The organism is Pararhodobacter sp., assembly GCF_034676075.1.
Classification (GTDB): domain Bacteria; phylum Pseudomonadota; class Alphaproteobacteria; order Rhodobacterales; family Rhodobacteraceae; genus Pararhodobacter.
In genome coordinates, this window is sequence record NZ_JAUCCQ010000003.1 from 71,251 (window position 1) to 85,292 (window position 14,042).

Genomic DNA, 14,042 nt, shown 5'->3' on the forward strand with positions numbered 1-14,042 from the left:
CCATGCCGCTACTTCACTGGTCCCCGCGCTCTCCCTATGTCCGCAAGACGATGATCGCCCTGCAGGAAAAGGGCCTGTCCGACCAGGTACGGACGGTGCGGACCGGCGCCGATCCGATGATCCCGCACCCGGGGCTGATGGCGGTCAATCCGCTTTCCAAGATCCCCACGCTGGAACTGGAGGACGGCCGCGTCCTGATCGACAGCCATGTCATTTGCCGTTGGGCCGACCGCACCGGCGGCGAAGGCCCGCGCCTGTTCCCCGAGGGCGAGGCGGGCCTTCTGGCTGAACGCGACGAGGCGCTTGGTGCCGGGCTCATGGACATCGCCCTCAACTGGCTGATAGAGGGCCGGCTCAGGGACGCGCCGCAACGATCTGAGGCGATGCTGGCCGTCTGGCAGACCAAGACTGTCGCGGTGCTGGACTGGCTGGAGACCCTTGCGCCCAGCCTCGCGGCGCGGCCCTTCGACATCGGCCACCTGACCATCGGCACCGCGCTGATGTATCTGGACTTTCGCTTCGCTGCCGAGGAATGGCGCAAGCACCGCCCGGCGCTGGCCGAGTGGCATGCAGGCTTCCTTGCCCGTCCTAGCGTCCGGCGCGAGCCCTTTCAGGATGACCCCCGCCCCGCATCTTGAGCCGCCAGGCTTCGGGCAAAGCGCCGCGTCAGGTCGAGGAAATGCACCACATGCGGCGACCGGTTGTCGAGGCGTGACAGCACCGACAGCCCAGTCCCGGGATTGAACCCCTGATAGGGCCGGTAGACCACACCCGGCCGTTGGGTCTGCGCCACCGATTGCGGCACGACCGACAGGCCCGCGCCGACCGACACCAGCGAGATTGCGCTCTGAAAATCCTGCGTGAGTTCAAGGCGCTTGGGTTGAAACCCCTCGCGCTCGCACAGGCCGAGCACGACATCGGCATAGGAAGGGCGCGGCCGACGCGGGTAGAGGATGAAGGTCTGGTCGGCGAGATCGGCCAGTCTCAGTCCTTCACGCGACGCCAGTGGTGAATCGCTCGTCAGCGCAAGGATCAGATCCTCGCGCACCAGCGTCTCGCGGCGGAATTCGTCGTCCTCCAGATCCGGCCGGGCCACTGCGACATCAATGTCGCGCTGAACCAGCGCCCGGTGCAATTCGGCGTTGTTCATGGTCGACAGCGCCAGATCGACCTCCGGATAGGCGGCACGGTAGCCCTGGATGAGCTGCGGCAGCACCCCATGCGAGGCCGAGCCGACGAAGGCCAGCCGCAGCCTTCCGGCCCGCCCTGCCCCGACCAGCCTCACTTCGCGGCTGGCGCTGTCCAGCCGGGCGAGGATCTCGCGCGCATGCTCGTGCAGCAGCTCGCCCGCCTGCGTCAGTCGGATCGCACCGCGCCCGCGGTCGAAAAGCGTGGCGCCCAGCTCCGCCTCCAGCGCCGCGATCTGCCGCGACAGCGGCGGCTGGGCGATGTCCAGCCGCGCCGCCGCCCGGCCGAAATGCAATTCCTCTGCCACGGCGAGGAAATAGCGCAGATGCCTCAGCTCCATGGTTGCCTCCCTGTTCCACGAGCCGCCCGATACCCGCCGGGTATGATGCAAGACTGGCGGGCATATTGCACCACCCGCCGCACCCGTGTTCCATGCCCCCTCAGAAGGAAGGAACCAGCATGCTGCCAGTCACCGATCAGGGCCTTGTCCTGCACGCCCGCGCCGACGGTCCCGTCGATGCGCCCGCCGTGCTGTTGCTCAACTCGCTTGGCACCGATCTGCGCATGTGGGACGACGTGGTCGAAGACCTTGCCCGCGACTGGCGCGTCCTGCGCTTCGACAAACCCGGGCATGGTTTGTCGCAGAAGGCCGCGGGCCCCCTCGCCATCGCCGACCTCGGGCGGATGGCACTGGCGGTGATGACCGCAGCCGGGGTGCCCCGCGTGCATGTGGTGGGCCTGTCGATCGGCGGCCAGATCGCCATGGACATCGCCCGGCGGGCGCCCGAGCGGCTGGACCGGCTGGTGCTGTCGAACACCGCCGCCAGGATCGGCACCGCCGAGGCCTGGCGGGCGCGGATTGCCGCTGTTGCCGAGACCGGCCTTTACGCCATGGCGCCCGGGGTCATGGAACGCTGGTTCTCGGCCCGCTGGCGGTCCGAGCATCCGGCCCGATTGGCGCTCTGGCAGACCATGCTCGCGCGGACCGATGCCCAGGGTTACGCTGCCTGTTGCGAGGCCCTGGCCGCGTCGGACCTGGCTGACGCATGCGCCACGATCACCGCACCAACGCTGGTCATCGCCGGCGCCGAGGATGGCGCGACGCCACCCGAGCTGGTGCGCGGCATGGCCGATCTGATCCCCGGCGCCCGGTTCGCGCTGATGGAGGGCGCGGGCCATTTGCCCTGCGTCGAGGATGCCGGGGCCTATGCGGCGCTGCTTCGGGCGCATCTGGGATGAGCAAGGAGCGGCGTGATCTTGGCACTCGACGTATGCAGCATACCAAAAAAAGCGCGTCGCGCCGGTCTGCCACCATCGCTGCTCCTCGCCTGTCGCCACGGTATTCCTATCCGTCGTCGGCCCAGCGCGGCGCCTTGAGGAAGGTCCTATTTGGCGCGCATAATCCTTGCCTTGCTCAGGAAGTGAGCAGACGCTGAATTTCATGACATTCCCCTCCGCGATGCGCTCGACAAGTCAGGCAGGACCAAGAATCATCGCTTTCATCGCAATTATCGTATACCGTATCCATAAGTAGCTCAAAGATCAAAACCGCTGCTTCCGCCCTTCAACAGGAGAGACCAACGATGCAACACTGGAAGATCTATCTCGCCGGGCTCGCGCTCAGCACGGTGGCAGGGCTGGCCCATGCCGACGAGGTGACGCTGCGCGCCAGCGCCTTCGTCCCCACCTCGACCACCTACGGCGTGCCGTTCCAGCTCTATGTCGACCGGGTGAACGAGACCGGCGCGGGCCTCGTGCAGATCCGCGTCGTGGGCGGGCCCGAGGCGATCCCGGCCAACGAGCAGCCGAACGCGCTGACGGCAGGCGTGCTCGACATCATTGCCACGCCCCCCTCCTACACCAAGGGCCAGTTCGTCGAGGCCGATGCGCAATCGCTGACCAACCTCTCCTTCGCCGAGCAGCGCGAAAGCGGCGCGGTCGACGCACTGTCGGAACTCGCGGTCGAACGGATGAACGCGCGCTACCTCACCGGCTATGGCACGGGCGTGCCCTTCCACATCTATCTGACCGAACCGATTTCCTCGCTCGATGACCTCAGCGGCCAGCGCCTGCGGGGGCAGACCACCTACAATCTGCTGTTCAACGCGCTCGGCATCGACAGCACCGCCGTCGCCGCGCCCGAAGTCTTCACCGCGCTGGAGCGGGGCGTGATCAGCGGGGTCGGTTGGGCCTTCTGGGGGCTGGGCGATTTCGGCTGGGACCGCCTGATCACGACCCGCGTCGATCCCGGATTCTACAACGTGATCATCAACGTCCTGATCAACAACGACAGCTACAACCGCCTGTCGCCCGAGCAGCAGGCTATCCTCAACGACGCCGCCGTCTGGTTCGAGGATTACATGGTCGAATGGTCGGCCGAGCGCACCGCACAGGAATACGCGGCGCAGGAAGCGGCGGGTGTCACCGCCTTCGACGCCGGCCCTGAACTGGCCGAGCTCGCCACCCGCGTCTATTGGGAGGATCTGGAATCGCTCAGCCCGGAAATCGCCCGCCTGCGGCCGATGCTGGAACGCTGAACTAGCGGATAGCTAAAGGAAAGGGCCGGGGAAACCCGGCCCATTTTGCTTGTCATCAAGCTGCGGTTCAGACGATGCCCTGCGCCGCAAGGATCCGTGCCGGTGAATAGGGTTGATGCGTGACCTGCGCGCCGAGCGGCCGCAGCGCGTCGTTGATCGCGCAGCGCAGTGCCGCCGGACCCGCCACCAGCCCCGCCTCGCCCACCCCCTTGGCCCCCAGCAGCGTCGCCCGGCTGGGGGTCGAGACATGGGCTATGGCGATATCCGGCATTTCGGCCGCCATCGGCACCAGGTAATCGGCCAGCGTTCCGGTTTCGAGCTGCCCGTCTGCCGAATAGACGCATTCCTCGTAGAGCGCCGCGCCGATCCCCTGCACCAGCCCGCCGCGCAACTGCTCATCAACCAGCAGCGGGTTCACCACCCGGCCGCAATCGTCGACCACCCAGGCGCCCAGCACATCGACCAGCCCGGTGTCGGGATCGAGTTCCACCTCGACCGCCACCACGCCGTTCGACATGAGATAGGGCAAGGCGCCGGGCAGGAAGCTCTCTTCGACGCTGAGCGAAGGGACCACCGACAGCGGGATCTCGGTCGGGTTGTAGCGCGCAAGCCTCAGCACCCGATCCAGCGCGATCAGGGGCGAGCCGCTGGCATCGGTGACATCCTCGCCCACGATCCGCAGGGCCTCGGCCGGGCGCTGGGTCAGCGCCCCGGCGATGGCCAGAATCGAGGCTTTCAGTCCCCGGCTGGCCCTCAGCACAGCCTCACCCCCCAGCGCCACCCCGCGCGAGGCCCAGGCGCCACCGCCGTAGGGATTGCGCGCCGTGTCGGTGGTGCCGAGGCTGATCTGGCCGACCGAGACACCCAGCTCCGCGGCAGCGATCTGGGCCAGGGCCGACAACGTCCCCTGCCCCTGATCGGTGACCGAGGTTTCGATCTTCACCCGGCCCCGTGCCTCGAGCGTCACTCGCGCGCTTTCCTGCGCTGCGACGGCCACGCCCAGCGGCCCGTAGAGACGCGAGCCAACCCCCGTCATCTCCACGAAAGCCGCCAATCCCAACCCTCGATGGATCCCCTCGGCCCTGAGCCGCCGATGGTCGGCCCGTTTCGCCGCCAACCCGGCCAGCCCTTCCAGCCTGTCCTGGCATTCTTGCAGCGACAGCGGCTCGAATCTGAGCCCCAGCGGGCTGGTCGTATCCCCCGGCTCGGCAATATAGTTGCGCCGCCGGATCTCTTCGGGGCTGATACCCAGCGCATCGGCGGCAAGGTCCATGAGCTGCTCGGTGATCGCCGTGGCGATCGGCTGGCCGACGCCCCGATAGGCCCCGGTCGGCGCCTTGTTCTGCAAGACGCCGCGCAGCCGCCCCTTGAAGGCGGCGAAGGCATAGGGGCCGCCGACCATCGAGCAGGCCTGCAGGGCTTCCCCGACCGACCCGCGCGGGTACATGGAATAGGCACCAAAACCGGCCAGCAGATCGACCTCGAAGCCAAGGATCCTTCCGTCGGCATCGACGGCGATGCGGGCATGGCCGGAGGCCTCGCGCGCATGGGCGTCGGCGGTGAAGGATTCCAGCCGGTCCGCCACCCATTTTACCGGGCGGTCCATCAGCGTCGCGACTGCAACGACTGCCATGTCGTCGGCATAGGCGTGCAGCTTCAGCCCGAAGGCCCCACCCACATCCGGCACGATCACCTGAACGGCGCCGGGATCGAGGCCCAGTTGCTGGGCATAGATCTCACGCTGCTGGAACGGCGCCTGATGCGACAGATGCACCCGGATCTCGCCCCGGGCCGGATCGAATTCGGCGATGATACCGCGCGGTTCCAGCGACATGCCGGTCTGCCGGGTGAAGGCGAAATCCTGTTCCGCGATCACGGCGGCGCCCGCGAAGGCGGCCTCGGCATCGCCTACCGTGAAGACCTGATCCAGGATCAGGTTCGTTGCTTGGGCGGCGTGCACGGTGGCCACGTCCGACAGCGCCGCTTCGGTGTCGGTCACGGCGGGAAGTTCCTCGAACTCGACCATCACCAGCTCGGCGGCATCCTCGGCCTCGGCCCGGCTTTCGGCCACCACCGCGACCACGGCCTCGCCCTGCCAGCATGTCTCACCCAGGGCGAGGCAGGGCTGGGGCGGAGAACTGTGGCCCTTCACCCCCGCAAGGCTGGTGACCCAGGGAGGGCTGACCCTGGCCAGATCCTCGCCGGTGAAACAGGCGAGGACACCGGGCATGGCCAGTGCCTCGGCCGTGTCGATGGACAGGATCCGGGCATGGGCATGGGGGCTGCGCAGAAAGGCGACATGGGCGCAATGCGCCGGCGTGATGTCGTCCAGATAGCGCCCCGTCCCTGTCGCCGGTCGTCTTGCCGCGGCGCGCGGCAGGGGGGCGCCGATCCCCTCAGCTTTCGGGGCCTCGGGCGCACGACCCCGCGCCACGTCCTCGATGGCATCGACGATGGCGTGATAGCCCGTGCAGCGGCAGAGATTGCCGGAAATCGCATCGCGGATTTCGGCGCGCGAGGGTTCGGGGTTCTGATCGAGCAGTTCCACCGCCGTGAGCAGCATGCCCGAAGTGCAGAACCCGCATTGCAGGGCGTTGCGGGCGACGAAGGCCTCCTGCAGCGCATGGAGCCGCCCCTCGGCGGTCAGCCCTTCGATGGTCTGGACCTCGGCATCCTGAAGCTGCGCCACCTGCGTCAGGCAACCGCGCACAACCTGCCCGTCGACCATGACGTTGCAGGCACCGCAGACCCCGTGCTCGCAGCCCAGATGGGTGCCGGTCTGCCGCCGGTCATGGCGCAGATAATCGGCCAGATGCCCGCGGGTGCAGGCACCCACGCTCACCTCCTTGCCGTTCACACGGAAATTCACGATCGGGGCGACATCATTCATGCGGCAAGGTCCATCAGCACCCGGCGGGCCAGCGCCCGCGCCTGGGCGCGTTTCTGCTCGGCCGAGCCCGCGAGGCTCGGCATCGGGTCGAGGTCGGCGGCGATGGCCCCGGCGAGGTCCGCCGCCAGAAGCGGCGTCAACCTCTGCCCGATGGCTCCCTCGGCGGCCGGGCACAGCACCGGCGCGGGTTCGCTGGCAAAGGCGGTCAGCGCGATACCGCGCACCACGCCCGCCTCGATCACCGCCCGGGCGACGAAGCCGGCACTGGCGAAATCGCCCCGGCGGCGCGTCACCTCGCCAAAGGCGAAATGCTCGTTCGCGCGGGCGCGCGGCCAGCGGATGGCGACGAGCATCTCTTCGGGGGCGCGCAGCGTGTCGTAGATGCCAAGGAAGAAGTCCCGCGCCGAAACCACCCGCTCGCCCGAGGCCGTGGCAAGCACCAGCTCGGCGCCCATCAGATGCGCCACTGCCGGCATCTCGCCTGCCGGATCGGCATAGGCGATGGAGCCCGCCGTCGTCCCCCGGTTGCGGATCGCCGGATGGGCGACATGCGGCATCACCTGCGCCAGCACCGGCACCTCGCGCGCGACGAGCGGGCTTTCCAGCACCGCGCGGTGGCGGACCAGCGGCCCGAAGACCAGGTGCCCGTCCTCGAGCGTGATCCGGTCCAGCCCGGGGATGCCATTGATGTCGACCAGCAGGGCGGGAGCATCGAGGCGCAAGTTCAGCGCCGCGCCAAGGCTCTGCCCGCCAGCCAGGATCCGCGCATCCTCGGTCGCCAGCAGCGCCAGTGCCTCGGCCAGCGTCGCAGGACGGGCGATCTCGGTTCTCGGCGCCTTCACTTCATCAGCTCCGGCAACAGGCTGACCAGCCCCGGGAACAGGATGAGCAACCCCATCACCAGGAATTCCAGCGCCAGGAACGGCAGGACCGCCTTGTAGACCGCCGTCACCCGCAGCTTTGGCCCCGCCACGCCCTGCATGACGAACAACAGAAGCCCGAAGGGCGGTGTGATGAGCGAAATCTCTAGCGCGATCAGCACGAGGACCCCGAACCACAGCGGGTCGATCCCCGCTGCGCCGACGATCGGCATGAAGATCGGCAGGGTCAGCATCATCATCGACACCTGGTCCATGAAGCAGCCCAGGAAGACCAGCACCGCCAGCATTCCCAGCAACAGCATCAAGGGACCGATGCCCGATGCCACGACCAGACGGCTGATCTCCTGCGTGGCGCCGGTGAAGGCCAGCACCTGCGAGAAGGTGCCCGAGGTACAGATGATGACTAGGATCATCGCCGAGAAGATCAGCGTCTCCTTCAGCGAATGCACCAGCATCGACAGGCTGAAACGCCGGTAGATCACCGCGGCGATGACCGTCGCCACCACGCCCAGGGCCGCGCTCTCGGTCGCGGTGGCGATGCCTGCGAACATTGAGCCCACGACACAGACGAAGATCAGCGCCAGCGGCAGGACGTTCACCAGCACCGGCCTGAGCCGCTCGCCCAGCGTCATCGTCTCGGTCTCGTAGATCGGTGCGAGGGACGGGTCCAAACGGCAACGCAGCATGACATAGCCAAGAAACAGCACCGCCATCATGATCGCCGGCACGATCCCGGCAATCAGCAGGTCGTTGATCGAGATGGAGGCAAGGCTGCCGAGCATCACCGCCAGCCCCGAGGGGGGGATCAGCATGGCGATGCCGCCGACGGCCAGGATCGGCCCGACCGCCATGCTGTCATGATAGCCGCGCGCCTTCATCTGCGGGTAAAGCGACTTCCCCAGCACGCCCGCATTGGCAATCGTCGACCCCGAGAGCGATGAAAACAGCGTGCCCGACAGCACAGCAACGATCGACAGCCGCCCCGGCACGCGGGAAATCAGCCGGTCGATGGCATCGATGGCACGCTGAGCGAGGCCGCTGTGCAGCATGATCTCGCCCATCAGCACGAAGAGGGGGATGGGCGCCAAGGAATATTGCGCCGCAGGCGAGCGCATGTTGCGCAGCATCTGCATGAGGCCGATGTCGCCGCCGAGGAACAGCCAGGCCCCGGCGATGTTGACGGCGATGAAGGCAAAGACGATCGGCAGGCCCAGCATCAGAAGGGCGACGATACCGCCCAGCATCAGCACAAGGGCGAAGATCCATTCCGGCATCTCAGACCCCTTGCTGCGCGTGGAAGGGCGCGAGCAGCCGCCCGGCGAAGGTCAGCGCCATGAGCAGCGCCGCCAGCGGGATCTGCCATTGCAGCCACCAATCCATCAGCACGTAGTCACCAAAGACCATCTGCTGCGTCTGGTAAGAGCGCATCAGCACGCGCGTGCCCCAGATGCACAGGATCGCGCAGCAGGACAACCCGATCAGGTCGATCAGCCGCTGCACGCCGCGGCGGACGGGCGGCGAAAAGCGCTCGAGAAAGACGTTGATCGACAGATGGGCATTGCGGCGCAGCAACCAGGGCGCCGTCAGGATAGCGATGCAGAAGAGCCCGATCTCGGAAAAGTCGATCAGGCCCCGGAATACGCCGAAACCAAGCCCCCGCCGGATCGACTCGGCGGCGATGGCGCAGGTCATGAGCGCGAGGATGATCCCCGACAGGACCGCAAGTGCGGTCACCACAAGGTCATAGAGGGCAATGGCTGTCTTCATGTCTCGTCCTGGCTGGAGCCCCGTGGGGCGATCGCGCTCGAAAATCTCTGGAACCCGGCACGGCGCAGCGGAGCGATCCCCGCGAGACGGCACGCCTGAAAGGTCTGCGGCCGGGCGCACCCGTCTCGCGGCAATAGAGGCCGGATTGGCCCCAGCGCACAAGGGGCGCTGCCGGGGGAAGACGGGCAAAGCGCCCCCTGCCCCGAAGGCGTCGCAGGGGCCCGCGCCCGGGTCAACCTGCGGGCGTTTCGGAGACAAGTTGCGCCTCGAGCCGGTCGAAGAACTCGCCCGACAGCTTGGTCGCCGTCCCTTGGATGAGCCGGGCGCCCAGTTGCGCGATCTTGCCGCCGACAGTCACGTCGACGCTGTAGTCGATCCGGGTTCCTGCCCCCTCCGGCGTCAGCGTGACCCGGGCCCGGCCCCTGGCGAAACCAGCGATGCCACCCTTGCCCGCGCCCTGCAGCACCATGCTGTCATTGGGATGCTCCTCGTCGAAGGTCACATCGCCCTTGAAGGTCGCTTTCACCGGGCCGATCTTCAGCGTAACCTCGGCCTCCATCCCGGCCTCGGTCGCGATCAGCGACTGGCAGCCCGGGATCGCTTGGCGCAGGATCTCGGGATCGTGGACCGCGGCCCAGACATCGCGCCGGCTTGCCGCGACCAGCCGGGTGTCGGTAATTTCCATGGGAAGTGTTCCTCGTCTCCGGTCCGTTCCCCGCCGCCCCGTGGGGGACGTGGCAGAGTTTGGGATGCCGATCCAATTTTGTGTATGCTGTATACGTTATTTCCGCATGTCAACGATATTCGCCCGTTTCCTCTGTCTTCGGTGACGCAGACTTCCGTTGCCCGGGCGTCGGGCGAGCTGCCCGGAAAAGCGGCACTAACCAGGGGGACGTGGCAGGGTCAGACAAGCGACTTCAGCGGGACTGACGAATCAGCCAGTTTGGCCGGGTCGGCCTTGACCTTCCCTTCGACCAACTTCTCGAGGAAGCGCCGCTCGCGGCCGCGGTCAAGCAGCACACCACCGGCCACGGCTTCTTGGTCATCAAGCCAAAAGAGCACCTCGCCTCCCTCGCCCCGGGCAACGGTCCGGGCGCCCTCGGCCCATAGTCCCACCACTTGGATGTTATGGCCGAGCTGATCGCTCCACATCCACGGAAGCTCGGCATGCTCGGTCGTCTCCCCGGTGATCGAGCGGGCAATTGCGCGCGGTTGCCGATCGGCGTTGCGCCAGGTTTCCAACCGCTGTTGGCGACCCAGATGCGGATTCCAGCTTTCGGCGACATCGCCCGCGGCAAAGACACCCACAAGGCCGGCTACGCGACCGGCCGAATCAGTCAAGATCCCGCCCGAGGCGCCACGATTTGCCGCTGGCACCAACTCGGACGCGGGCAGGATGCCGATGGCCGACACCACCAGATCAGCCGCCACAACATGGGATTTTCCGACCGAATCGCGGAGGTGAATTGCCAATTCGCCGGTCTCTTCACGGATCTCCTGCACGGCGATTCCAGTCAGGATCGTCACCCCCGCCGCCGCGTGTTTCGCAGCCAGCCAGGTTGAGGTTTCAGGTGGCAGAATCCGCGCCATGACGCGCGCGCCCGCCTCGATCACCGTGACCGCACAGCCCAGCTCGGTTGCCGTCGCCGCAACCTCCATCCCGATGACCCCACCGCCGATGATCGCCAGCCGCAAACCCGGGGTGAGGCGCGCCTTCAGCCCCCGGCTGTCGTCGAGGCTGCGCAGCGTGCGGGCGTGTTCGCCCCCTGGAACCGGCAGGTCGCGGGGCCGGCCGCCGGTCGCCAGGACCAGATGATCGTAGGCGATTCGCTCGCCGGCGGCGGTGATGACACGGCGCCCGGCGCAATCCAGCGCAACCACGGTTTCGCCGGTCCTCAGGTCAATGCCCTGCCAGCACCCGTCCGGGTCAAGGAAAAGGCCTGCCTCCCCCTCGGCACCTTTCAACACGGCCTTGGACAGTGGCGGACGTTCGTAGGGGGGGTGCGATTCGGCGCCAATCAGCGTGATTCGGCCCGAGAACCCCTCACTGCGGAGAGCCAGGGCACAGCGGCCACCCGCCTGCCCCGCCCCAACGATCACCACCACCTCGTCCGTCATTTCGGGCATCGCGTTCTCCTCACACCTGGATTTATCGTATTCCGTATACGTTAAATCTGTCAAGAAGGTGCAAGCCTGATCCGATACTCAGCCTTGCCGCTGCTCGGCGTTTTCTGCCGCCCAGGTCTTGAAGGCCTCGCCTGCCTGCGTCAGCAGCATGGTCATCACCGCGCGCGCCTCGTCCTCATTGCCGGTGCCGATGGCCTGCGCGAGCTTCGCCATACCGTTGACAGAGACCCGGCGCATGTCCGGTCGGCGAAGGGTGTTTATCCGAATGAAATGGATGAAATCCTCATACCGCGCGATGGCCGCGACCAGCTGCCGGTTCGAGACATGCGAATAGATGTCGTCGCGGATCTTGCGATGTGCTTCGACATAGGCGTCACTCTCGCCCGTTTCGTCGAGCGTCTGGTGAATGCGGCCAGCCAGCGCGAAAAGCCGCCCAGCATCGGTCTCGCGCACCAGCTTGGCCACGGCATGCGGTTCCAGCAGCAGGCGAATTTCGATCACCTCGGAGATCTCTTCCGGCGTGAAATTCGGGAAACGGAAGCCCCGCGTCGCCTGAACCAGCAGCCCGTCGCGCACCAGCATGGCCAGCGCCTCGCGCACCGGCGTCCGCGAAACGCCCAGCTCCTGGGCCAGGTTGATCTCCTGGAACTTGGTGTCGGGATCGAACCCCCCTTCGGTAATCCGTGCCTTCAGCGTCTCGTAGACCTGTTGGCGGAGGTCGGCGACGCGCTGGATGGAATTCATCATGGGAATTGTCCGTTGCTGGGGGATCGCCGCCGTTCCACGGGGACCGCGGCCGCGACAGGACGCGGAAAACGGACGGGACAGGATGCGATCACTGGATCGACGTTTCTCAACATGTGGCACGACAGGGCGTTTCAGGCAACCGATGACGCAGCTTTGCGCAGCGCCCGCCGCTCGGCCACCCGACATGCAGGTTTCGCTTGCCATCCGGAAATTAACGTATACGGTAGACGTAATCCGCAGAGGAGTTACCCATGACCGCCGCCCGGCTCCACGACCGCTACCCCGAACTCGGCACGGGTCCGATCCCCGTCGCGCCCTATATCGACCCGGCCTATTTCGAGCTTGAGAAGAAGTATCTCTTCAAGAACACTTGGCTGCATGTCGGCCGGGTCGAGGAATTGCCGAAGGTCGGCGACTACATGCTGCGCAATATCCCCGTGCTCGATTCCGAGATCGTCATCGCCCGGGCGCGCGACAAGAAGCTCTACGCGTTCCACAATGTCTGCTCGCACCGACTGAACAAGATCGCCTATCAGCCGACCGGCACGACGCGGAAATTCTTCTGCAAATTCCATGGCTGGGCCTATGACCTCGACGGCACGCTGACCGGCGTTCCCGACGAGAAGTCCTTCATGGACCTGGATAAATCCTGCCTTGGGCTGACCCGGGTCTCGGTCGATACCTGGAACGGCTTCATCTTCATCAACGCCAATCCGGCGCCCGACGTCTCGCTCAAGGACTTCATGGAGCCGGTCTATGCCGGCTTCGAGACCTACCCGTTCGACAAGTTCACCGCCTGCTACGCCTGGAATGCGGTGGTCAATTGCAACTGGAAGGTCGCGCTCGATGCCTTCCAGGAAACCTACCACGTCAACTACCTGCACGGCCGCTCGATCGCCTATGCGCTGCTGAAGGATGAGGACGGCAACCTGCACCCGATCGACGGTATCTGCGGTGACCTTCACCGCCGTCTGTCGATTGCCGGAGATCCGGATACCGTCTACGGAAATCCGCAAGCCGCGACCGCCGCCGCCGAGCAGGATGTGGGCGTCAACCAGACCGGCCACCGCATCGCCGCCAAGGCGCTGAAAGTGGCGCAGGGCGGCACCCGGTACGACCTGAGCGGCATCAAGCTGCCCGAGCTTCTGAACTGGACGAAACACCCGTCCTGGGCCTTCGACATCAACGTCGTCTTCCCGGATTTCTACCTGTCCTGCCGGCCGAACTATTTCCAGGCCTACAACTTCCGCCCGATCTCGCACGACAAGACGCTGTTCGAGGCGCGGGTCTACTACCCCGAGATGGTGACGGCGGGCGGGCGCTTCTATCAGGAATACATGAAGACGGCGCTGCGCGACGTCCTGCTCGAGGATCTGAGCACGCTGGAAACCACGCAAGCCGCCGCGGCGACCGGCGCCAAGCAGGAAATGATCATCCAGGATTTCGAGCTGATGGTGCGCCACCAGGCGGTGGCCATCGACCGGCTGATCGAAGAGGGGCTGCGCCGCGACGGCCAGCTCCAGGCCGCGGAATGAGGAACCAGTCCATGTCCAAACTCCCCCCTGAATTCGCCGCGCTCGAACCCTTTTCGGACTGGTGCCTGCCGCTGGAATCCCAGCGCAACCTGCGCCGCGTGAGCCTGGGTTTTGCCGAGATCAACGCCTTTGCCGAGGCGATGCTGCCCCAGGTCGAGGCGATCTGCGCCCATATCGACGCTCACCGCGCCGAGGATGGCAGCTACGACCGCGAAAGCCTAAACCTGTTCCACATGCTGCTGTCCCTGGCCGAAGTGGCCCCGGCCATCGAATCCTATGACCCCGAGGTCGAGGTGGTCGATGGCTACGACACCCGCAAGTTCGTCCCTGACGAGACGCACAAGCTGCGTCCCGCGATCTGAGGAAGCGT

The 14,042-nt window shown here is 66.4% G+C and carries 13 protein-coding genes; 5 read left to right on the top strand and 8 right to left on the bottom strand.

The window, feature by feature from the left end; all coding sequences use genetic code 11:
• The first annotated feature begins 2 nt into the window (after positions 1–2).
• Positions 3–638: a glutathione S-transferase family protein gene (locus tag VDQ18_RS02455; RefSeq protein ID WP_323019428.1), complete on the top strand. Its 636-nt coding sequence runs from the start codon at positions 3–5 to the stop codon at positions 636–638.
• Here the strand turns inward: VDQ18_RS02455 and VDQ18_RS02460 are convergent.
• Entirely contained in the window at positions 611–1,528 is a 918-nt protein-coding gene (locus VDQ18_RS02460) for a LysR family transcriptional regulator (RefSeq protein ID WP_323019429.1), read from the bottom strand. The two genes, VDQ18_RS02455 and VDQ18_RS02460, sit on opposite strands and share 28 nt — an antisense overlap.
• A gap of 119 nt (positions 1,529–1,647) precedes the next feature.
• Here VDQ18_RS02460 and pcaD point away from each other — a divergent pair, with 119 nt between their 5' ends.
• Both pcaD and dctP read left to right on the top strand, forming a co-directional pair.
• Positions 1,648–2,427: a 3-oxoadipate enol-lactonase gene (gene pcaD / locus VDQ18_RS02465; protein WP_323019430.1), complete on the top strand. Its 780-nt coding sequence runs from the start codon at positions 1,648–1,650 to the stop codon at positions 2,425–2,427.
• 344 nt (positions 2,428–2,771) lie between these two features.
• Complete coding sequence (dctP, locus tag VDQ18_RS02470) at positions 2,772–3,725, top strand: TRAP transporter substrate-binding protein DctP (RefSeq protein ID WP_323019431.1); 954 nt, start codon at positions 2,772–2,774, stop codon at positions 3,723–3,725.
• A 67-nt stretch (positions 3,726–3,792) separates the two neighbouring features.
• Here the strand turns inward: dctP and VDQ18_RS02475 are convergent, their stop codons facing one another.
• The 7 genes from VDQ18_RS02475 to VDQ18_RS02505 all read right to left on the bottom strand — a co-directional run bounded on the left by VDQ18_RS02475 (position 3,793) and on the right by VDQ18_RS02505 (position 12,137).
• Positions 3,793–6,615 carry a molybdopterin-dependent oxidoreductase gene (locus VDQ18_RS02475; RefSeq protein WP_323019432.1) on the bottom strand — a complete coding sequence of 941 codons (2,823 nt, stop codon included), beginning with the start codon at positions 6,613–6,615 and terminating at the stop codon, positions 3,793–3,795.
• The gene (locus tag VDQ18_RS02480; protein WP_323019433.1) at positions 6,612–7,457 is read right to left on the bottom strand and encodes an FAD binding domain-containing protein; all 846 of its coding nucleotides are present in this window, start codon (positions 7,455–7,457) and stop codon (positions 6,612–6,614) included. The genes VDQ18_RS02475 and VDQ18_RS02480 overlap by 4 nt, the downstream gene beginning before the upstream one ends.
• Positions 7,454–8,770 carry a TRAP transporter large permease gene (locus VDQ18_RS02485; RefSeq protein ID WP_323019434.1) on the bottom strand — a complete coding sequence of 439 codons (1,317 nt, stop codon included), beginning with the start codon at positions 8,768–8,770 and terminating at the stop codon, positions 7,454–7,456. The genes VDQ18_RS02480 and VDQ18_RS02485 overlap by 4 nt, the downstream gene beginning before the upstream one ends.
• A gap of 1 nt (position 8,771) precedes the next feature.
• The gene (locus VDQ18_RS02490) at positions 8,772–9,263 is read right to left on the bottom strand and encodes a TRAP transporter small permease (protein ID WP_323019435.1); all 492 of its coding nucleotides are present in this window, start codon (positions 9,261–9,263) and stop codon (positions 8,772–8,774) included.
• Positions 9,264–9,495: 232 nt separating this feature from the next.
• Positions 9,496–9,948, bottom strand: a complete 453-nt coding sequence (locus VDQ18_RS02495) for a carbon monoxide dehydrogenase subunit G (RefSeq protein WP_323019436.1) — start codon at positions 9,946–9,948, stop codon at positions 9,496–9,498.
• Positions 9,949–10,166: 218 nt separating this feature from the next.
• Positions 10,167–11,390 carry an NAD(P)/FAD-dependent oxidoreductase gene (locus VDQ18_RS02500; protein WP_323019437.1) on the bottom strand — a complete coding sequence of 408 codons (1,224 nt, stop codon included), beginning with the start codon at positions 11,388–11,390 and terminating at the stop codon, positions 10,167–10,169.
• Positions 11,391–11,468: 78 nt separating this feature from the next.
• Positions 11,469–12,137, bottom strand: a complete 669-nt coding sequence (locus VDQ18_RS02505; protein WP_323019438.1) for a GntR family transcriptional regulator — start codon at positions 12,135–12,137, stop codon at positions 11,469–11,471.
• A gap of 251 nt (positions 12,138–12,388) precedes the next feature.
• On the opposite strand from VDQ18_RS02505, the gene VDQ18_RS02510 reads away from it, so the two are divergent.
• Together VDQ18_RS02510 and VDQ18_RS02515 are read left to right on the top strand one after the other, a co-directional pair.
• Positions 12,389–13,672, top strand: coding sequence for an aromatic ring-hydroxylating dioxygenase subunit alpha (locus VDQ18_RS02510; protein ID WP_323019439.1), 1,284 nt, complete (start codon positions 12,389–12,391; stop codon positions 13,670–13,672).
• Between the two features lie 11 nt (positions 13,673–13,683).
• Positions 13,684–14,034, top strand: a complete 351-nt coding sequence (locus tag VDQ18_RS02515) for a hypothetical protein (protein ID WP_323019440.1) — start codon at positions 13,684–13,686, stop codon at positions 14,032–14,034.
• Positions 14,035–14,042: the final 8 nt, after the last annotated feature.

What these genes read in the sequence shown, in the direction of transcription:
- VDQ18_RS02515 (WP_323019440.1), top strand. Translation starts at nt 13,684, where the DNA reads ATGTCCAAACTCCCCCCTGAATTCGCCGCGCTCGAACCCTTTTCGGAC.
- VDQ18_RS02490 (WP_323019435.1), bottom strand. Translation starts at nt 9,263, where the DNA reads ATGAAGACAGCCATTGCCCTCTATGACCTTGTGGTGACCGCACTTGCG.
- VDQ18_RS02475 (WP_323019432.1), bottom strand. Translation starts at nt 6,615, where the DNA reads ATGAATGATGTCGCCCCGATCGTGAATTTCCGTGTGAACGGCAAGGAG.
- VDQ18_RS02505 (WP_323019438.1), bottom strand. Translation starts at nt 12,137, where the DNA reads ATGATGAATTCCATCCAGCGCGTCGCCGACCTCCGCCAACAGGTCTAC.
- VDQ18_RS02455 (WP_323019428.1), top strand. Translation starts at nt 3, where the DNA reads ATGCCGCTACTTCACTGGTCCCCGCGCTCTCCCTATGTCCGCAAGACG.
- VDQ18_RS02500 (WP_323019437.1), bottom strand. Translation starts at nt 11,390, where the DNA reads ATGCCCGAAATGACGGACGAGGTGGTGGTGATCGTTGGGGCGGGGCAG.
- pcaD (WP_323019430.1), top strand. Translation starts at nt 1,648, where the DNA reads ATGCTGCCAGTCACCGATCAGGGCCTTGTCCTGCACGCCCGCGCCGAC.
- dctP (WP_323019431.1), top strand. Translation starts at nt 2,772, where the DNA reads ATGCAACACTGGAAGATCTATCTCGCCGGGCTCGCGCTCAGCACGGTG.
- VDQ18_RS02460 (WP_323019429.1), bottom strand. Translation starts at nt 1,528, where the DNA reads ATGGAGCTGAGGCATCTGCGCTATTTCCTCGCCGTGGCAGAGGAATTG.
- VDQ18_RS02485 (WP_323019434.1), bottom strand. Translation starts at nt 8,770, where the DNA reads ATGCCGGAATGGATCTTCGCCCTTGTGCTGATGCTGGGCGGTATCGTC.
- VDQ18_RS02510 (WP_323019439.1), top strand. Translation starts at nt 12,389, where the DNA reads ATGACCGCCGCCCGGCTCCACGACCGCTACCCCGAACTCGGCACGGGT.
- VDQ18_RS02495 (WP_323019436.1), bottom strand. Translation starts at nt 9,948, where the DNA reads ATGGAAATTACCGACACCCGGCTGGTCGCGGCAAGCCGGCGCGATGTC.